The organism is Saccharibacillus sp. JS10, from assembly GCF_024436065.1.
GTDB lineage: Bacteria > Bacillota > Bacilli > Paenibacillales > Paenibacillaceae > Saccharibacillus.
Genome location: NZ_JANFNS010000001.1, coordinates 519438 through 538437 on the forward strand (window position 1 = coordinate 519438; position 19000 = coordinate 538437).

Sequence of the window (19000 nt, forward strand, 5' to 3'; positions counted from 1 at the left end):
TCTACTAAACGATTGTCGCTTGGATCAACACCTAACGTAAATACATGGAAGCTAATTCGACCGAGCGACGATTTGCCGCTTCGATCTCGGCACGTCTCGGCATCGGTGTCCACTCCGAAATATCATCGAGCCAAGTTTGCGGTAACTCTTCCGGGCTTTGAGGGCTCCAACGATCTAACCACGCTTCGGGCAAACGCAAAAAAGGATCGGCATCAATCTGTTGCAATAACGGATGACCGCTCATTTCCATCCATAACAGCGACCATGCTCTGGGTACGACGCGCCAAATATCGTAACCGCCCCCACCCAGAGCTACCCAACGTCCATCGCAATAATGATGTGCCGCTTCGTGCAAAATTCTCGGCATTTCTCGGTAGATCCGCATGGAGCAATGGAGATGAGACAATGGATCCAGCGCATGAGCGTCGCAACCGTGCTGACTGATGATGATATCCGGCTTGGCTTTTTGCAATACGTCTTCTAGCACGTTTTTAAAAGACTCCAACCATGAATCGTCTTCAGTATAAGGTTCCATCGGCAGATTGATCGTGCAGCCAAACCCTTCGCCTTCTCCGCGTTGTTCGATTTGCCCTGTTCCGGGAAACAAATATTTGCCTGTCTCATGAATCGAGTATGTATAGACTTCAGGATCGCTGTAAAAAGACATCTCGACCCCATCGCCATGATGAGCATCCGTATCGACATAAAGCACTTTCGCTCCATATTGTTTGCGTATAAAAGAAATCGCGATCGAAGCGTCATTGTACACACAAAATCCCGAACCTCGCTGCGGCATCGCGTGATGGAGCCCGCCCGCTAGATTGATTGCATGACGCGTTTTTCCATCCATTACAAGTTTCGCCGCTTCGACCGATGCTGCCGCGATCATCTGCGCACTTTGGTGCATTCCCGGGAAAAATGGTGTATCTTCCGTGTTCAGCCCATACTTTTGCGCTTGATGAATCTTTGCTCCGAGTGGATGCGCCGCACTCAAAGCTTTCACGCTTTCGATATACTCGGGAACATGTACGGCTTGCAGCCATTCTTCATCAAGTTGATCGACCGATACGATTTCCGAGTCGCTCGGAAAAGCATTCGCGGCACGCAGCAAATCGCGCGTCAACGTAATCCGATGCTGATCGAACGGATGGTCTTGGTCGAATTTGTAGTTTAGAAAATGCGGGTGAAATAAATAGACGGCATCTTTCATGCTGCGCCTCCTTTGCACATGCTTTTTTTAATACATAAATCGTTGCCGAAACCTCAGTCGATCAAAAGCTTCTACCGAAGATTGCGGAACATTACGACCGACTCGAACCATCAGACAATTTGCTGGATGGCTACAAATTTCAGGATCATCGGTAGCGAACCAGACCATATCGACGTTTTTCATTAACTTTTCCATCATCTTGCGATAATCCCAGACGTTAAGCCCGGTATGTTCGAGATCCCAATGCCAATAATATTCAGTCGTGAACACAATGACGTGATCTAACTGCCCCCCGCGAAAAGAAAGTTCCAGTAACTTTTTGCTTATTCCTTTTCCGCGATAATCGTTGGCAACTTCGATCGCTCCAAGTTCAACCAGATCCTCCATATTGCCTTCCGCCCAAAGTTCATATTCATCCGGATAATGAAAAGTCACATAACCGACGATGACCTGCCCTTCGAACGCGGCAATGATCCGTCCTTCCGGCAACTCCGCAATCTCAACCAAAGCTTCATGTTGCTCTTGCGGGCGACGAAAAGCGTCAAGCTGCGCATGTAACGTCATTTGCTTCAACTGATCAGGCGATAGAGGGCCTTGCACGACAATCTGCCCAGATGCGCCGTCTATCACTTCACTATGTTGCTTTTTAAAATGTTCCATGCAGCCTCCTTTGATTGCTCCGGCTTGCTAAACATATATCTATTTCTACCTGCTTGTATCATAGCCTTTCTTATAAGTAAACGCTATCATGGCTATATATCCGAAAAATCGACTTTCATTCTAATTGTGGTATACTACAGAAAATTCGCTTTTATTTCTTCAATACGATCTTTTTTGTAAGCGTTAACTTTGTAAAGATTGTCAATGTTTTGGACAGATCGATTCTTTTATGTTTTCACTCGACGGGAGGCTCTTATGGATAAACAGACCGATCCACACGCAGTAGAAACGCTTAAAGCAATCACGGACTCTTCTAATCTGGGCAACTACGAAGAAGCTAGGGAAAGTTTCGATTGGAGCAACGAAGAAAAGCAGTTCAGTTGGTACGAAAGCGGTCAACTTAATTTGGCTTACGAAGCGATTGACCGACATGCGAATAGTCATCTCGCCGACAAAATCGCTTTGCTATATAGCGATCCGGAGCGTGAAGAATCATATACGTTCGAGCAGATGCGGCAGTATTCGAACCGTGCGGCAAATATGCTGCGCAGTCTCGGCATCGGCAAAGGAGATCGCGTGTTTATTTTTATGCCGCGAACGCCTGAATTGTATTTCACTTTGCTCGGTATTATTAAAATCGGTGCAATCGCTGGGCCCCTGTTCGAAGCGTTTATGGAAACGGCGGTACGCGATCGGCTTCAAGACAGCGGCGCGGTTGCAATCGTGACAACGCCCAAACTTGCGGAACGTGTGCCTGCACACGAGTTACCGGAGTTGAAGCATGTCATTCTAGTCGATCCTTCTAAGCCACTAGATCTCCAATCTGACCATGCTTCTGATCCCGAACTATTGCCGCCCGATTCGCCTTTTGCCGATTTTCATCAATTGATGCGTGAAGCTTCGACAGAAGCGGAGATCGAATGGCTCGATCACGAAGACGGATTAATCTTGCATTACACTTCAGGTTCAACCGGTAAACCGAAAGGCGTCTATCACGTACACGACGCGATGGTTCAACACGCGTATACGGGACGCATCGTACTGGATCTGCAAGTCGACGATGTTTATTGGTGTACCGCCGATCCGGGTTGGGTGACAGGGACTTCGTATGGTATTTTCGCTCCGTGGCTAAATGGCGTTACGAACGTGATACGCGGCGGTCGATTTAGCCCGCAAGACTGGTACGAGACGATTCAGCGTTACAAAGTCACGGTATGGTACAGCGCTCCGACCGCTTTTCGGATGTTAATGGGTGCTGGCGATGAAGCGGTGAAGCAATATGATCTGTCTTCGTTGCGGCATGTACTCAGCGTAGGCGAACCGCTAAACCCCGAAGTGATTCGTTGGGGCGCACGCGTCTATAACCGCCGGATTCATGATACATGGTGGATGACCGAGACAGGCGCACAGTTAATCTGCAATTATCCGTCAATGGATATACGACCGGGTTCGATGGGTAAGCCGATTCCGGGCGTCGAAGCGGCGATTGTCGACGATCAAGGTCAAGTCTTGCCGCCGCTGCGTATGGGTAACCTTGCGATTCGTACGCCGTGGCCTTCGATGATGCGTAAAATTTGGAATAACCCAACCAAGTTCGAAGAATATGTACGGTTGCCCGGCTGGTATATTTCAGGCGACTCCGCGTATATGGACGAAGACGGTTATTTCTGGTTTCAAGGACGGATCGATGACGTCATTAATACATCGGGAGAACGTGTCGGTCCATTTGAAGTCGAAAGTAAACTGGTCGAACATCCGGCTGTCGCGGAAGCAGGTGTAATCGGTAAGCCTGATCCGGTACGTGGCGAAGTGATCAAAGCTTTCATCTCGCTTCGCGAAGGATACGAAGCAACCGATGAACTCAAAGCCGAGATTACGAAATTTGTCAAAGAAGGCTTATCCGCTCACGCGGCGCCGCGCGAGATCGAATTTAAAGACAAATTGCCCAAAACGCGAAGCGGTAAAATCATGCGCCGCGTACTCAAAGCTTGGGAGTTGAAACTTCCGGCAGGCGATTTGTCGACGATCGAAGATTGATTGAATGATTGACTCAAAAATAAAAGAAGCCAACGACCCTAAGCAGGGTTGTTGGCTTCTTTTCCACTCTTTAGTTCTCAAGCAGTTGGATCGTCGCAATCAGCGGATAATGATCGGATGGATATTTTCCGTCAAACTCACGTCGATCAATGACAGCCGATTTCAATTGGCAATGCTGACCCGCAAAAATATAATCGATAGGTTCTCCTTCTACTCCACCCTGAAAATCATGAAACGTTCGACCTAAATTATGTTCCAGAACGGTATAGGCATCTTGCAATGCAGGAACCTCTCCTTGCTCCGGTGCTTCTCCGCGTAGATAACGTAGCGGTAAATCTGACGGTACTCCGTTCATATCTCCCATCAGGATTGCCGCATCTTGCGGATAAGTCTTAGACTGTTCAGCCATATAAGCTGCGACTAGCTTCGCGCCTTCGATTCGAGCTGCTGCTCCGATATGATCGAAATGTGTATTGTACACAGAGAGCGTTCTCCCTGAAGCGATATGCCGGAATCTCCCCCATGTGCAAATTCGCGGATAATCGCTATCCCACCCGAGCGATCCTATTGTATGGGGCGTCCCGGACAACCAGAATTGTCCGTGATCCAGCACTTCGAATTCGGCATGCCGATAAAAAATCGCACAATGCTCGTCTTGATCGCCGCCTTGTCTACCTTCCCCAATCCAACGATAATCCGTTAATCCTTGCTGCAAATCATTTAACATCAATACATACGCTTCTTGTACCCCTACGATTGATGGAGCATGATCGGCTATCGTCTTCACTGCCCACGGTGCACGTTGTACCCATTCATTTCCTAGATCATTTGCGGTATGCGTCCGTAGATTGAAAGTCATAATATTCAGCGAAGCTACGCCCTGCGACTCTGTAGATGAATTCATTATTCAATCCCTCTCCTTTTATCGAAACGTTTCTATATTTTTATGATAAACGCTTTCATCTTTTTTTGCGAGTTTTTTGGATAATAAAAAGCTCCGATTCTTCATTTAAGAACCGGAGCGAATGAGTCTTTAACTTTTAGATCGAAGCGTAAAAAGCAGCACTTTCAATCATCGGCGTACAATCCACATGATCGCCGCTTAGATTGATCTCGAATACAAAATCTTGATCGTCCACCCAAGGCTTGACGCGACTCCAATCGATCAATCCTTTGCCAAGAGGAAGCGAATCATGGTATTGCCCCATACTATCTACCAGATGATAATAACGCGCATATGGTTTTGTCCGTTTTAGTACGTCGTATAATTTGTCGTTATCTCCGCGAAAGCCGATAAACGTATGGCTCACATCGACGTTAATCGGAAGATTGAGCGGTACGATCAGATCATCGATCAAATACGGATTGCTAAAACAAAACAACCCTTCTGTGGAATCTTCCCATAATAACCGTCCGCTATCGTAACCCGGAATAGCCGCAATGACTTCACGAAGCAGAATCGTCGATTTCCGATCAATTTTCTGATTGTCCATCCCTACGTAATGCGCGTGAATCACACATTTTGCATCTTCTTCTTCGCAGATCTTCAATAATTCAGCCGTCGATGCTCGGTAAAAGGCATACATCTGAGGATCGTCGCTCAAAATATTCAGATAAGCGCCGCGATATTTGGACGGATGGTGCATATAGGCTTTAATTCCACGCTCTCGAAGTTGACGGATACGTTGACGAATCAAGGAAGTACGCTCCATATCTTGATCGGTCAAAAAAAGTTCCACGATCTCCGGATCGTAACTTAAGCGGTTGTTGAAGCTTTTTTCATCGATCCCGCCTTTTAGACGTAGACCTTGCTGCATGCCGAGTCCCCCTTACACAAAAGGATTATAAAATCTTGCCCCGTCCCAGAATGTAATCACAAGTACCGCCACCGCAATAAGCACAGCCCCTGCAATTACAAATCCGTCTGTTTTCGTGAGCGGACGACTTTTGTACCAAGTGCGTTTACGTTTACGACCAAAGCCGCGAAGTTCAAGTGCTGCACTGACTTTTTCGATCCGCTCAAGTGTTGCTAGCACAAGAGGGAGCAAAATACCTGCCATATTTTTCAGACGTCGCCCCAGCTTTTCTTTTCTCGACATATCTAGCCCGCGAGCTTGAGCCGCTATCGAAATATTCACATACTCTTGCTGTACATCCGGAATATAACGCATCGTAATCGAGATTGCATACGCAATTTTGTAACTGACTCCGATCCGGTTTAGCGAAGACGCAAATTCACTCGGTTCTGTCGCGAGCAAAAACAATAAAGCCGGAGGCACAATCACTGCAAATTTGAGTAAGATATTGAACTGGTAAAACAATTGTTCTGAAGTGATTGAATATCGTCCGAATACATGCAATAACTCATGCCGAGTCCCGTAAATCTGCACGCCTTGTTCAGGAGCAAACAAAAAGATTGCCAATTGATTGATAGCCGCAAAAATCAGGATCAGATAGAGAACGAAAGAATATTGCTTAAACGGAACTTTGGACACGTAAAAAACGACAAGCGACAAGATCAGCATCGCAAGCAAACAACGCGTATCGTAACTTATCATGCCTGCAATCGAAAAAAGCAAAAAAGCAAGCAGCTTCGTCACTCCACTCAGTCGATGTACGGGCGAGTCGATATTGGAATAAGATAGCAATCTAGGCGCCATCAGTTCACCCTCCTCCGATCGGACTGAATAAACTGAGACACGATCTTTTCTTCCGGCTCGATGCCTAACCGCCGCGCCAAAATATGCAAAGACGTCTCATGCAGATGAGCTTGCTCTACAATTGCAGCATCACCGAGAATACGCGCAGGCGTATCGTCCGCGATTTTGCGACCTTCGGATAAAACAATCGTGCGCTGCCCGTATTCCAACATCAAGTGCATATCGTGTGTAATCATAATCAACGTCATGCCTTGAGCGTTAAGTTCCATCAAGAAGGTCATCATCTCATGATAATGGCGATAGTCTTGTCCAGCCGTTGGCTCGTCTAAAATCAAAATTTCCGGGCGTAATACCAAGATTGAAGCAATCGTCGCCCGCTTTTTTTGCCCATAGCTGAGTGCTGCGATTGGCCAACTGCGAAAAGGATACAATCCACATACACGAAGTGTCTCATGTACACGTTCACGAATTTCGTTTTCTGGAACCCCACGATGTACCAATCCCGAAGCTACTTCATCGTAGAGAAGCGGCTTGGATAACATATGATTCGGATTTTGCATCACAAAACCAATAACATCTGCACGCTCGCGAATACTATCGCCTGATAAATCACGTCCATTTAAGGTAATCGAACCAGAGGAAGGTTTGTGAAATCCGCAAATCAAGCGAGAAATGGTCGATTTACCTGCTCCGTTACGTCCTGCGATACATAACACTTCACCTTGGCTCACTTGAAACGATATTTCTTGTAGCACTGGATGAGTAGAATCATAACCAAACGTTATATTTTCGAGTTCCAGCAGCGGCTTTGATGTCGAAATTGGTGACTCGATCATCGGAGTCTCACTCCACTGGATTAACGAATCTCGGTAAGGCTCTAAATTCATTCGCTCTACATACTGAAGATTCATCTCCTGCGATAGGGAGCCACCCGCATAACGGATTGCAGACAGATGCAAAGGTTCACGGATTCCTTTTTCACGGAGCAGACCGGAAGCAATCAACTCATCCGGCGGCAAATCGGCGATAATACGTCCTTCATCGACAACGATAATGCGATCGACAGCGCGGTGCAGCATTTCTTCGAGCCGATGTTCGATAATGACGATCGTACGCGCCGAATTTTGATGCAGTCGATCAATCAGCTCTACCGTAGCGCGACCCGAATATGGATCAAGACTCGCTAATGGTTCGTCGAAAAGTAAAATCGGCGCTCCGCCGACCAATCCGCCTGCTAGCGTCGTCTTCTGCTTTTGCCCGCCTGATAATTCTTGAGGCGAAGCTGCTAAAAAGTCAGCAAATTCAACTTCTTCAGCAGCTTCTTGGACACGGCGGATCATTTCTGCTTGCACAATACCTTCATTTTCCAATTTAAATGCAATATCTTCCGCGACGGTTAACCCGACAAATTGACCATCCGGGTCTTGCATCACGGTACCGATCAGATCAGATAATTCAGCAATCCCCATCTTCTTGCTGTCGACTCCGCCGATTTTAAGCACACCCGAACATTCGCCGGGATAAAAATGTGGTGCCAGACCATTCATGCAATGTGCTAATGTACTTTTTCCTGAGCCGGAAGGCCCTACGATCAATACTTTTTCGCCTTCATAGATGGTAAGCTGAATATCGCGCAACGTCGGTTCGCTTTGCGCGCGATATTGAAATGTAAATTGATCGAATTCGATCATTGGTTTTCTCATAGCGTTCCTTTCTCGTTACCGATCTATTGCCTATCAAAATATTAGGCAAGGCAAACGAAAAAGCCGGATGAATGCCCCGGCTTTTCTACGTTTGCTTCTTTTTTAATTTTCACATGCTACTCTTCTCTCGTCAAGCTACCTTGCTTCGTACGCGTTTTGGAATACGCGATTGCGATCAGTGTACCGAGCACCGCTACCGTTGCGATATTTGCACCGGTTGCCAAAACGCCTTGCGTAAATACTTTGTTCGCCGGTTCCGCATAAATCAGAATATCGAGCACAGGTGCTACGACCAACCACGATAACACATTGGCAATGATCTGAATAATATTGAATAAAACAATTCCTTTAAGACCAAATTCGCCATCTTGAATACGGATCAAGCTATATTGACCTTTTTGAATACGAAGCTTTCGAGCGAGCAGCCCTACGATCAGACCGAATACGCCGGAAGCGATAATCCAACTGAACCACGGGTTACCGTAAGAGATCAAATCTGTTACCGTATGCCCGATCAAGCCGATCAATAGACCGGCAAGCGGCCCATACAACACCGCGAATAACGCCAAAATTGCGTAATTCGTTTGGATGTTCGTATTCGGAATCGGCGACGGAATCGAACCGAAACGCGCTAACACGACAAACAAAGCCGCGCCAATCCCGATTGCGACAACCGTTTTTACCGAAAAACTTTTGGATTGCATGTATTCCCCTCTTTTCTTTGTATAAGCATCCTATTTCTTTGCGTTGATTATACCGAGAATCAACTTACAAAGCTACCGTTAAATTGCAATAAAAAACGCTTCGAATTATTTATTCGAAGCGTTTTGTTTTTATCTTTTTTGCTCAACGATTTTAGACTCTTTCAGCTGCTTACGCAAAAGCGGATAAAAAACAATCCCGCTTACTAACAGCAGCACGCCAAATAAGAATGTCTGCCAATCTCCCATACCTGCGTATACGACCCATACCGAATAGATTGTAGCCAATACTGCGATAATTCCGTCTATGCGGCGTTCGCGCTTGACCGTATATCCTTCTCCGGTCAACGTCAGCTTCAGTTGGTATACCGAAGCGATCAGATACGGAACCAGATACGCAAGCGTCGCGACGACGATAATAAAATCAAATGCTTGTGAGATCGAACCGGAAATCGTCGAGAAAATCAGCAGTTGACCGAGTGCATTCGAAATCCATAACGAATACTTCGGCATTCCTTTTTCATTTTCTTGGCGAAACGGCTGTAAAAATACTTTTTGTTTTGCCGCTTCGTAAGGCACTTCTGCGCTAAGAAGCACCCAGCCGATCGTTGAACCGATCAAGCTGATCAGCCCTAGTGCTGCTAACAAGTAACCGCCGTAAGGTCCCAGCACCGCGCTCATCGCATCGACTAACGGATTTTGCGATTGGATCAATTGTTCTTTCGGCAAAAGTCCCATCGTCAAAATACTGATTCCGACATATAAGATGATCGCGATCAATAACCCGGCAAACGTCGCTCGGCTAACGTCTTTTTTCTTTTTGGCACGCGCTGCGAATACAGTCGCCGACTCAACTCCGATAAATGCCCACAACGTCACAACCGCTGCCGCATTAATCTGGGATAGGAGCGACGCCGAACGTCCTTCCGCATCAATATGAGCTGCCGCAAATTGTCCCATCGTTGAGGATTGAAAAGCAAATAAAGCAATAATGATAAACAAAGCAAATCCGATCACTTTAGTCGCGGTCGCAATCAAATTAAGACGCCCAGCACCTTCGATCCCGCGCAGTGCCAAAAAGTGAGTGCCCCATAATAGCAACGAGCAAACGATAAAATTCAGCAGATGCCCGGTTGTCAATTCAAAACTCCCTGCTGTAAATAATACCGCGCTGCTATTCATCACAGGAAAGAAAGTCGATAGGTAACTCGCGAATGTCGTAATAACCGCGACAAATCCTGCGATATTACCGATCCAGTAGCCCCAGCTCGACATAAATCCCGAAAGTAGCGATAAAGCGGGGCGATTCGGAAATAGCTCTTTCGCATAAATTTGAGGCCCGCCGTTAAGTTCTGGCTTACGCAATGCCAAATTTCCGAAGACCAGCGCTAACATCAATACTCCAAAGCCAGTCACGCCCCAAGCCAATACCGTTCCCGCAGGGCTTGCGGCTTCCGCAAGCGAACGCGGCAACATAAAGATACCGGATCCGACCATATTGCCAACGACCAAAGCCGTTAAAACCCAAAATCCTAAAGTCTTTCCCTTACTCAACGCCATTACCCCTTTTCCATCTATACTTCACAGACTTTTGATTATACACTTTTCTATGGTAAAGCGAAAGAGTGGAATACATTCCAATTGTACGAATCCATATCACTCCTGTACAATAAAAGGAACTTTACGATTCGGAGGCAGATATGAATAATCGATACAAAAGCGAAAAAGACGTTTTTTTCTTCACGTTAAACTGGGCAATCATCATTGTTTTGCTCATTTTGGTCTGGATGGGATTATCCATCGGCGGATCGCTGATCTTTATTCCGGTATGGCTCGTAATCTTGATGTTTGTCGTCTCCACTTGGTATATCACCAGTTATGAGATCGCAAACGAACATTTGCGTGTACGCTCAGGCCCATTGAACTGGAATATCCCAATCGATCGGATCGAGAAAATCCAACGCAAACGCAGCATGAGCTCCGGCCCTGCCCATTCCCGCAATCGTCTGGAAATCGTTCATAACGGCGGCAGCATCCTGATCTCCCCCGTGCGCGAAGAAGAATTTTTACAACAACTTAAAAAGATTAACAAAAAAATCGTAATCAACGTCTAATGCACTCCACTCTTTTAAAAAAGAACTACAAAAAAACCTTTCCCAAAACTAGGAAAGGTTTTTTGATTTCTTTAGAAACTCCTACTCGCCATCGACCTCACTCAACTTCACCCACCGCTTCTCCGAAGCCGACAGCTCCACCGCCTCCAGCACCGCCTGGCACTTCACGCCGTCTACAAAGTTCGGCACCGGCTGCCGGTCTTCCGCAATCGCACTCATCAGTTCATGAACTTCATGCGTCACCGTATGCTCGTAGCCGATCGTATGCCCTGCCGGCCACCAAGCGTGCATATAATCGTGGGCCGCATCGGTCGCAAGAACACGCCGGAATCCTTGCACGTCTTCGGCATCCTCAGAGAAGAACACTTCCAGTTCATTCATGCGTTCAAAGTCAAACCTTACGCTGCCTTTGCTCCCGTTGATTTCAAAAAAGTTCGTACTGCGATGCCCGTTCGCAAAACGCGTTGCTTCGAATGTACCGACCGCTCCATTATCGAACTTCGCCATAAACATTGCAGCATCATCGACCGTCACTTCTCCGCGCGGCCCTTCCGAATTGCCTTTTGCCGTAAGCCCCGTCATTTCCGTTGGCATGGGACGTTCTTTGATAAAGGTCTCTGCCATCCCCACCACTTCATCGAACTCCCCGACCAAATAACGTGCCAAATCAATCGTATGCGCGCCCAGATCGCCAAGCGAGCCGGAACCGGCTACTTCTTTTTGCAATCGCCAGACGAGCGGGAAGTCCGGGTCCATGATCCAATCTTGCAAAAACAGACCCCGGAAATGATAAATTTTGCCCAGCCGTCCGTCTTCGATCAACTTTTTAGCCAGACGTACAGCCGGAGCGAAGCGGTAATTGAAGCCTACCATATGTTTAACGCCTGCTTTGTCCGCGGCTGCAAGCATTTCTTTGGCATCCGCAAGGTTCAGTGCAAGCGGTTTTTCGCAAAAAATATGTTTACCTGCCGCCGCCGCCGCTAAAGCGATTTCTTTATGGGCGTCGCTTGGAGCATTGATATCGATCAGATCCAGATCGTCCCGAGCCAATAGTTCGCGCCAATCCGTCTCTACGCTTTCCCACCCGAATTGTTCGCTTGCGGCTTGTACCGCTTGTGCATCTCGCCCGCAAATGGCTTTCATACGAGGTTTTGGAACATCCGGTAAAAACATGGGGAGCGCCCGGTACGCATTACTGTGTGCTTTGCCCATAAATTTATAACCGATCATGCCTACGTTCACGAAATTATTCAAAAAGTTCTCCACCCTTTCGGCATTCGCCACTCTTTGGTATCGCTTTCATCTTTATTGTAACGAAAAGTCTTTGGTAAAGAAAGGAAAGACTATTTCAAATCCTCAAAAAAAGACCTCCCCATTAGGAAAGGTCTATATCCGTCATATATCCAACTTTTCAAACTTCATTTGGCTAATGCAGTCGAATCGGTTAAAGGCGAAGCGTCCAGCGCTCGATCATGTACCAAATCTTCGAAGATCGATGCGAGTTCCGTAATCATCGACGATTCATTTTGCAGCAAAGTCACCAAGCTAGTTTGAAGTGTAAATTCAGTCAATTCGCGTACGCGTACAGGCGTTAACCGTCCTTCTCGCACTTCTTCACGCGCGCATACCGCAGGAAGAAATCCGATACCCGCGCCCCGCAAAATCAACTTTTTCGCCGTTTCGGAATTATCGACATGAAAAGCGATATTCGGCGGCGAGCTTAACGCTTCGAACGCTCGGTGAATTCGTAACCAATCTAACGTTCCGCATTCGAAAAAGACGAATTTCCGATCTTGTAGTTCTTCCGCCGAGACCGATTCCGCTTTGGCAAACGAATGATCGGAGCGCACGTATAGGTGGATCGGATCTTCATAGAAAGCAACGGTGCGCAAAGAAGGATGGATCATTTTACGGATAAAAGCAACATCGACTTCTCCCGCAAGCAGCCGTTTGACTTGTTCATCGGTGCCGCCTGTCGTCAGTTTCACATGAATATCGGAGCAGTGATCGTGTAGACGAGGCAATAATTCAGGAATCAAATAATTGGATACCGAAATGGTGCTTCCGATTCGAAATTCTTGCGGAAGCTTTTCCGTGTTGCGAATATGCTGGCGACCTTTTTGCAACGTCTTCAGCATTTCTTGAGCATACGGCAAAAATTTGCGTCCTGCTTCCGTCAACACGACCTGCTTGCCAACTCGATCAAATAATCGGCAACCCAGCTCCCGCTCTAAGGTCTGAATGCGTGCAGTGACCGAAGGCTGAGACAGGAATAACGCTTCAGCCGTTTTATTGAAACTCCCATAATGATTGATATACACGAAAGACTCGATATTTTCGATATTCACTGGATCCCCTACTTTCACCAAAAATATTCCGATTAATTAACTAGGTTTAATGTATCATAGTTTTATCGGACATTTCTGTCAATAGCTTTCGCAGAGGAACACAGCCTTTGTTAGCGAAGCGGATAATAAGGTCTTTGCTCTGTTTTTTTATCCAGAACGGCATAAGTTGCGCGTCCCATGTATAAAGGAATATGAAGTTTGTTTAAGTCCGGCAATCCATTTTCTCCAAAAGCTTCGTCGTCGCGATAAGCTTGCACAATCTGTCCAACAATCCAATAATGATCGCCTCGCAGCTGCATATCTTGAACTTCACATTCGTAAGAGACATACGCTTCATTCAGTACAGGGACACCCGTCTTGATTCCATCTTCATATTGTAACTTCAACTGACTCAGTTTATCGACGTCCCTGCCGCTCAATGTCCCGCTAAGCTGAATCTGCTCACTGCAAGTCGCAGGCAAAAAGTTCACGCCAAATACGCCGGATTGTTTGATCAAGCCATAGCTGTGCGTCGCTTCTCGTAAAGAAATTCCGTACATCGCGGGACCTGAGCCCATATACGAATGCCAGCCTGCTGCCATGACATTACGTTCTTGCTCTAATCGAGACGTGACTACAGCAACCATGCCGGGATACGCATAAGTAATTTCGCCTTCTATCGCTTTTTTCATAATAGGATTGGCTCCTTTTTATTTAAGGTTGAACTTCTATTTTGGCTCCGCTTAATTTCGTCACACCTTCGTTTTTATACATTTCAAAATCTCGCATCAATTGAAACAAAGCGTGATCTTTATGTTTCGCTTCCAACATGACATCGATATGCGAAGACGTTTTTGCCGCTTCGCGCAAAAAGTCGAGCAAAGGCTTCACTTCGACCCCGTCTGCGTGACTACGACGATCGGTTTCGCTTTTTGGACTGGAAGCATGGATTTTCGGCGGTAAATGTTCCCCGTCCGGCACATCGGTTCGCGCAAGCGGAGATTCCCACGTTGCCGCGACTTCTTGCCACCAATCGGATGCCGGTTCGCCTTCGCTATTGGTCCAATGATGATGAATATCGAGTACCATCGGCAAACCTGTACGCTGCGCAACGGCTAACGTCTCCCCTGTAGTAAACGTTTTATCGTCATTTTCTAAAGTGATCCGGCTTTGAATATCGAAATCCAGTTCCGCAAAATGCTCGACGAACCGATCCGCAGAAGCGGGTTTATTTCCGTAAGCTCCGCCGATATGGATATTATTTTTGGCTCGCGCATCAAGCCCCATCGCTTGCAACATATTCACATGGTGACGCAGATCTCGCACGGACGATACGAGAACTTCGGGTCTTGGCGTACTCATGACCGTATAATGATCCGGGTGGAAAGAAACACGAAGATTATGCTTGCGAACCAATGCTCCGATTTCCGCAAAAGGTTCAGCTAGCGCAATAAAAGGATTCCAATCCGCTAGATCGGTATGGGTCGCGAGCGGGATCAGTTTAGAAGAAAACCGGTACACTTCGATGCCTTCAGCAATATTGTGTCTCAATAATCGTAATGTATTATGCAAATTGATACTAGCGATACGTTCTAACTCCCGCAGACCGCTTTCTCGATCCGGTAGTCTGGCAAAACGAGCCATCGTCATCGTTTTTGAAGGAGAACTATCTTGAATTTCTAAAGACATGGCAACATAACCGAAACGAACAATCATAACCAACTTCCTTTCTGGCAACTACGAGTTTTCGGTCATTGAACCGTATTAACAACATAACGCAAAGCCGCTTATCGGAATCAATTCCTTTGTATTTTGCTTGCTCCGCTTATATTTTCGCATTAAAAAGCCCTACCGTATAGACGGTAAGGCTTTTAAGGTTATTTTCTATTATTTTTCAAGAGTCAGTTCCAACTGTACATCAATATCGTTTTGTGTGCTGACGACTACAGAGTGTGGATTTTCCAGACCGAAATCTTCAAAAGTTACGACTGTTGTACCGGACAGCAACAATTTGCCATCTTGATACGAAGCTTTAGCATCGAAAGTCACGGGTTTTTCGATTCCTTTTACATTCAATGTGCCTTCCAATTTGAAGTCATGGACTTCGCCTTCATTCCATTCTGTAGGCAGCCCTTCAAAAGCAGTTGCAGTAAATGTTGCTTGTGGGTACTTGCTCATTTGGAAAAAGTCATCGGATTTGATATGTTCGTCGCGCTGAGCGTTCCCCGAATCAATAGCGTCAATCTCAATCGCACCTTGACCTTTCATTTGCGTAGCATCGTCCAAATTCACGTCCCATGTTCCGCTTACTTTATCGTCTACAAAGTTCACTTTTTCTTGCGAGGTCGTGACCGAGAAATACACTTTCGACGCATCCGAGATGTTCCAAGTTCCGTTCAAGTCTTCTTTGGATACAGTTGTTCCTGTTGTTGCCGCTTCTGCTGTATTTCCTGCCGCTTGCGCCGGAAGTACACTTTCGATTTCGACTTTATTCCCCAAGTAATTATTCATAAATGCGTATGCGCCTGCACCGCCAACGACCAACACCGCTACTACTGCGATAATCCAATTTCTCGTTTTCTTATTCATGGTTTTTCCTCCTGAGCAAGCTCTTTTTGTATTTCTTTTTCGGTATCTTATCAGGGGAATGTGTCAAGAAAATGTCAAACGTGCTTTTCAAAAAAATTAGATCCAAAATCGTAAACTTGTTGTCAAAACCCCTTGCTCTACTAAGTTTTGTTTGTAAAATAGAATCCATAGATGTCTAAAGCCTTTTATGAAAAATAAGCAAAAAGGGCTGTTTGTGAAAGGAGGGAATGGTCTTGCAGACTATTTTAATTATCGAAGATCAGGAACCGATTGCTCGTGTACTCGCCGCTTATTTGAAAAAAGCAGGCTTCGGCATCGAGCGTGTATCGGACGGGAAATTGGCGATTGAACAATTTGAACAAACCAAGCCTGCTTTGGTTTTGCTCGATATCATGCTTCCAGGAATCGATGGTTGGGAGCTACTTGAAGAAATCCGTAAACGCGGCTCTTGTCCTGTCATTATGCTTACCGCTCTTGGAGATATTGATTACCGGTTAAACGGACTAAATGGCGGAGCCGACGATTATATGACGAAGCCTTTCGTACCCGAAGAAGTTGTAGCACGCGTCCATGCGGTTTTGCGTAGAAGACCGATGTATAACAGCGCGGATTCCACTCAAAGCTTCGGTGAATTGATGATCGATTCCAGTGCTCAACGTGTACTCATTAACGGTGCCGAGGTTCCGCTAACTCCGCGTGATATGTCTTTACTAATCTTTTTATCCGAGCGCCCGAATCAGATTTTTACCCGGGAACAACTGATTGAACATGTGTGGGGAATCGATTATGACGGAAGTGATCGCGCTGTCGATTTGTCGATTAAACGATTGCGTCAAGCTCTTTCCCACTGGAACCCTGAAAACGGGGAGATTCGCACTTTACGAGGAACGGGGTATCAATTTTGGATCGCCGACTAACATCAATCGCGAAGAAGCTCGGGCTTCGCAAAAAAGATCGGGTTCATACAAAAGGAACTTCGATTCTTATCTACTGGACGCTACGTTATTTTCTGATTTTGTTTATTGCTTTGGGACTGGTTGCCGGAATTGCCATTTATGGAATACGCGAAACGGCACTGGATAATCGGTACCGGACTGCCGGTATGCTTGGACAAGAAGTTGCCGATCGTGTGAAAACAGAAAATGGCTCGATTTCGATTCCGACTAATTTAAATACGATTTTGGATGAACGGATGCGCTTGTTTAATCTGAATTTGGATGTTTGCCTGCTTATAACGGATGCGCAAGGGAATGCGTTGTTCAGCCGTCCTGAGATGAGCGATTGGCAAATTGAGCAAAAACTCAATCCGAATCCACGTTCTAAAGAACCGGAATATCAATTGATTGATACGCCGATTATGTCTGGCGGCAAAGAAATCGGCGGTGTCTATATTAGCCAGTACCGCAAAACCTCGGCTTACAATTCGGAAGAGTTGATATTGTTCGCAAGCTTATTCGGTGTAATTGTATTGTCGGGATGGCTAACGATCTATTTTCTTTCACGCAAATTATCCCGTCCAATCCGCCGCGTAGCCGAAAGTGCAAGACAAATTCGTAATGGTCAATATGATATTCAATTAGAAGTGAAATCAGGTGAACGGGAACTGCTCGATTTGGTTGATTCTTTCCGAGGAATGGCAGGTCGTCTGCACCAATTGGAAGAATGGCGCGAACTGTCCCTAGCAGGAGTAACCCATGAATTGAAAACTCCCGTTACTTCGATCAAAGGATTAATTTCAGCGGTTCGCGATGATATTGTCACCGACGAAGAAGCTAAAGAATTTTTGGATATTGCGCTTCAAGAATCGAATCGGATGGAACGAATGGTCGCTGATCTGCTCGACTATAATGCTTTTTCATCCGGTAACGTCGAAGTTCGTGCAGATCGACTTGATCTAAAATTACTGATATCGGAAATTGTGTATCAGTGGAAATTGCCTCATGAATCCGATTTGATCGAGATCGATTACGATTTCCCGAATGAGATGGTCTATACAACAGGTGACGCTTTGCGTATCCAACAAATTATCGTTAATCTACTCAATAACGGCAAACAAGCCACGCACCCTGATCGCCCTTTATGTTTGCATATCGCAATTCGGGAATCCGACGGTCGAATCAAAGTCGAAATCACCGACAATGGCGCCGGCATCGTCGAATCCGATCAAGATTATATCTTCGACCGCTTTTTCCGTAGCGAACAGAAAAAAAGACAAACTCGCGGGCTTGGTCTAGGCTTAACCTATAGTCGACTTCTGGCGCGTGCACAAGGCGGTGAATTGCAACTTACATCAAGTAGCCCTTCAGGAACGACATTTGCCCTTCAACTTCCATTACGAGAGTTCCAATCAATATAATATGGTAATTTTGAAAGGTCTAATCTTCGATTAGACCTTTTTTCTTACGAGAACAGGGACTTATTTACCATTAAATAATTCTCAATATGTTTAAGTCGGGTAATTCTAGTTTTAAATACGGTAAAAGCTTAAAAACAAGACGAATATAGGTCTTGTGAACTGAGTCTTTAGGTAGTATTATGAGTCTACAAGTTATCGACCATACTATTAAATTGAGGTGATCCAGATGACGCTTTTAGTCGATTATTGCCCAGGCTGTGGAACCATTTTTCAAAAAAATCTTCGAAACCTTTGTACGTCGTGCGCTAGTCAGATGGATCGTCAATTGAATAGCTGTTTGGATCATCTTTGGACGCGCCCTCGAAGTACGACTAACGAACTACAACAAGCTACAGGAGTCGCGCTAACTCAACTTCACGATTTTATCAAATCCGGACGGCTGTCCGCTTCTTCTTATAGCAATCTGACTTACCCTTGTGAATCTTGCGGACAAGACACGCGCAGCGGTCGATTGTGCCACTCCTGTCTGGGTGTATTCCGCGAAGCGGGAAAAGCAACAGCTCCTGTACCTGTACGTCAGGTTATGGTCAAAACCGCTTCAAAAACGATGTATACGTCTCGTAATCGTTGATCAACGATCTAC

Annotated in this window: 18 protein-coding genes; 5 read left to right on the forward strand and 13 right to left on the reverse strand. The window is 46.0% G+C overall.

Annotation, left to right across the window (positions count from 1 at the left end; translation table 11 throughout):
* Positions 1-31: 31 nt before the first annotated feature.
* Both NOM90_RS02380 and NOM90_RS02385 read right to left on the reverse strand, forming a co-directional pair.
* A complete protein-coding gene (locus NOM90_RS02380) occupies positions 32-1210 on the reverse strand; it encodes an acetoin utilization protein AcuC (protein WP_255939699.1) in 1179 nt (392 codons plus the stop codon).
* A 27-nt stretch (positions 1211-1237) separates the two neighbouring features.
* Complete coding sequence (locus tag NOM90_RS02385; protein ID WP_255939702.1) at positions 1238-1870, reverse strand: GNAT family N-acetyltransferase; 633 nt, start codon at positions 1868-1870, stop codon at positions 1238-1240.
* Positions 1871-2125: 255 nt separating this feature from the next.
* On the opposite strand from NOM90_RS02385, the gene acsA reads away from it, so the two are divergent.
* Complete coding sequence (gene acsA, locus NOM90_RS02390; RefSeq protein ID WP_255939704.1) at positions 2126-3907, forward strand: acetate--CoA ligase; 1782 nt, start codon at positions 2126-2128, stop codon at positions 3905-3907.
* Positions 3908-3977: 70 nt separating this feature from the next.
* Here the strand turns inward: acsA and NOM90_RS02395 are convergent, their stop codons facing one another.
* From NOM90_RS02395 to NOM90_RS02420, 6 genes are all read right to left on the reverse strand, one after another.
* Positions 3978-4811 (reverse strand): endonuclease/exonuclease/phosphatase family protein, encoded by an 834-nt coding sequence (locus NOM90_RS02395; protein ID WP_255939706.1) that lies wholly within the window; start codon positions 4809-4811, stop codon positions 3978-3980.
* 136 nt (positions 4812-4947) lie between these two features.
* Positions 4948-5724, reverse strand: coding sequence for a sugar phosphate isomerase/epimerase family protein (locus tag NOM90_RS02400; protein WP_255939710.1), 777 nt, complete (start codon positions 5722-5724; stop codon positions 4948-4950).
* 12 nt (positions 5725-5736) lie between these two features.
* Positions 5737-6567, reverse strand: a complete 831-nt coding sequence (locus tag NOM90_RS02405) for an energy-coupling factor transporter transmembrane component T family protein (protein ID WP_255939712.1) — start codon at positions 6565-6567, stop codon at positions 5737-5739.
* Positions 6567-8270, reverse strand: a complete 1704-nt coding sequence (locus NOM90_RS02410) for an ABC transporter ATP-binding protein (protein ID WP_255939715.1) — start codon at positions 8268-8270, stop codon at positions 6567-6569. Before NOM90_RS02410 ends, NOM90_RS02405 begins: the two co-directional genes overlap by 1 nt.
* Before the next feature lie 116 nt (positions 8271-8386).
* Positions 8387-8974, reverse strand: coding sequence for an ECF-type riboflavin transporter substrate-binding protein (locus tag NOM90_RS02415; protein ID WP_255939717.1), 588 nt, complete (start codon positions 8972-8974; stop codon positions 8387-8389).
* Positions 8975-9103: 129 nt separating this feature from the next.
* Positions 9104-10531, reverse strand: a complete 1428-nt coding sequence (locus NOM90_RS02420) for an amino acid permease (protein WP_255939720.1) — start codon at positions 10529-10531, stop codon at positions 9104-9106.
* A gap of 140 nt (positions 10532-10671) precedes the next feature.
* On the opposite strand from NOM90_RS02420, the gene NOM90_RS02425 reads away from it, so the two are divergent.
* Positions 10672-11085 carry a PH domain-containing protein gene (locus NOM90_RS02425; protein ID WP_255939722.1) on the forward strand — a complete coding sequence of 138 codons (414 nt, stop codon included), beginning with the start codon at positions 10672-10674 and terminating at the stop codon, positions 11083-11085.
* A gap of 81 nt (positions 11086-11166) precedes the next feature.
* Here the strand turns inward: NOM90_RS02425 and NOM90_RS02430 are convergent, their stop codons facing one another.
* From NOM90_RS02430 to NOM90_RS02450, 5 genes are all read right to left on the reverse strand, one after another.
* Entirely contained in the window at positions 11167-12315 is a 1149-nt protein-coding gene (locus NOM90_RS02430) for a Gfo/Idh/MocA family protein (RefSeq protein ID WP_255940515.1), read from the reverse strand.
* 188 nt (positions 12316-12503) lie between these two features.
* Complete coding sequence (locus NOM90_RS02435) at positions 12504-13433, reverse strand: LysR family transcriptional regulator (RefSeq protein WP_255939723.1); 930 nt, start codon at positions 13431-13433, stop codon at positions 12504-12506.
* A 110-nt stretch (positions 13434-13543) separates the two neighbouring features.
* Positions 13544-14104 (reverse strand): flavin reductase family protein, encoded by a 561-nt coding sequence (locus tag NOM90_RS02440; RefSeq protein ID WP_255939724.1) that lies wholly within the window; start codon positions 14102-14104, stop codon positions 13544-13546.
* 22 nt (positions 14105-14126) lie between these two features.
* Positions 14127-15128, reverse strand: coding sequence for a UV DNA damage repair endonuclease UvsE (uvsE, locus tag NOM90_RS02445; RefSeq protein WP_255939725.1), 1002 nt, complete (start codon positions 15126-15128; stop codon positions 14127-14129).
* A 171-nt stretch (positions 15129-15299) separates the two neighbouring features.
* Positions 15300-16001, reverse strand: coding sequence for a YceI family protein (locus NOM90_RS02450; RefSeq protein ID WP_255939726.1), 702 nt, complete (start codon positions 15999-16001; stop codon positions 15300-15302).
* A gap of 233 nt (positions 16002-16234) precedes the next feature.
* Between NOM90_RS02450 and NOM90_RS02455 the strand changes: the two genes are divergently transcribed.
* The 3 genes from NOM90_RS02455 to NOM90_RS02465 all read left to right on the forward strand — a co-directional run bounded on the left by NOM90_RS02455 (position 16235) and on the right by NOM90_RS02465 (position 18988).
* Positions 16235-16918: a response regulator transcription factor gene (locus NOM90_RS02455; RefSeq protein ID WP_255939727.1), complete on the forward strand. Its 684-nt coding sequence runs from the start codon at positions 16235-16237 to the stop codon at positions 16916-16918.
* Positions 16903-18357, forward strand: coding sequence for a HAMP domain-containing sensor histidine kinase (locus tag NOM90_RS02460; RefSeq protein WP_255939728.1), 1455 nt, complete (start codon positions 16903-16905; stop codon positions 18355-18357). The genes NOM90_RS02455 and NOM90_RS02460 overlap by 16 nt, the downstream gene beginning before the upstream one ends.
* 313 nt (positions 18358-18670) lie before the next feature.
* Positions 18671-18988 (forward strand): hypothetical protein, encoded by a 318-nt coding sequence (locus NOM90_RS02465; RefSeq protein ID WP_255939729.1) that lies wholly within the window; start codon positions 18671-18673, stop codon positions 18986-18988.
* Positions 18989-19000 lie beyond the last annotated feature (12 nt).

What these genes read in the sequence shown, in the direction of transcription:
- NOM90_RS02380 (WP_255939699.1), bottom strand. Translation starts at nt 1,210, where the DNA reads ATGAAAGATGCCGTCTATTTATTTCACCCGCATTTTCTAAACTACAAA.
- NOM90_RS02385 (WP_255939702.1), bottom strand. Translation starts at nt 1,870, where the DNA reads ATGGAACATTTTAAAAAGCAACATAGTGAAGTGATAGACGGCGCATCT.
- acsA (WP_255939704.1), top strand. Translation starts at nt 2,126, where the DNA reads ATGGATAAACAGACCGATCCACACGCAGTAGAAACGCTTAAAGCAATC.
- NOM90_RS02395 (WP_255939706.1), bottom strand. Translation starts at nt 4,811, where the DNA reads ATGAATTCATCTACAGAGTCGCAGGGCGTAGCTTCGCTGAATATTATG.
- NOM90_RS02400 (WP_255939710.1), bottom strand. Translation starts at nt 5,724, where the DNA reads ATGCAGCAAGGTCTACGTCTAAAAGGCGGGATCGATGAAAAAAGCTTC.
- NOM90_RS02405 (WP_255939712.1), bottom strand. Translation starts at nt 6,567, where the DNA reads ATGGCGCCTAGATTGCTATCTTATTCCAATATCGACTCGCCCGTACAT.
- NOM90_RS02410 (WP_255939715.1), bottom strand. Translation starts at nt 8,270, where the DNA reads ATGAGAAAACCAATGATCGAATTCGATCAATTTACATTTCAATATCGC.
- NOM90_RS02415 (WP_255939717.1), bottom strand. Translation starts at nt 8,974, where the DNA reads ATGCAATCCAAAAGTTTTTCGGTAAAAACGGTTGTCGCAATCGGGATT.
- NOM90_RS02420 (WP_255939720.1), bottom strand. Translation starts at nt 10,531, where the DNA reads ATGGCGTTGAGTAAGGGAAAGACTTTAGGATTTTGGGTTTTAACGGCT.
- NOM90_RS02425 (WP_255939722.1), top strand. Translation starts at nt 10,672, where the DNA reads ATGAATAATCGATACAAAAGCGAAAAAGACGTTTTTTTCTTCACGTTA.
- NOM90_RS02430 (WP_255940515.1), bottom strand. Translation starts at nt 12,315, where the DNA reads ATGATCGGTTATAAATTTATGGGCAAAGCACACAGTAATGCGTACCGG.
- NOM90_RS02440 (WP_255939724.1), bottom strand. Translation starts at nt 14,104, where the DNA reads ATGAAAAAAGCGATAGAAGGCGAAATTACTTATGCGTATCCCGGCATG.
- uvsE (WP_255939725.1), bottom strand. Translation starts at nt 15,128, where the DNA reads ATGATTGTTCGTTTCGGTTATGTTGCCATGTCTTTAGAAATTCAAGAT.
- NOM90_RS02450 (WP_255939726.1), bottom strand. Translation starts at nt 16,001, where the DNA reads ATGAATAAGAAAACGAGAAATTGGATTATCGCAGTAGTAGCGGTGTTG.
- NOM90_RS02465 (WP_255939729.1), top strand. Translation starts at nt 18,671, where the DNA reads ATGGATCGTCAATTGAATAGCTGTTTGGATCATCTTTGGACGCGCCCT.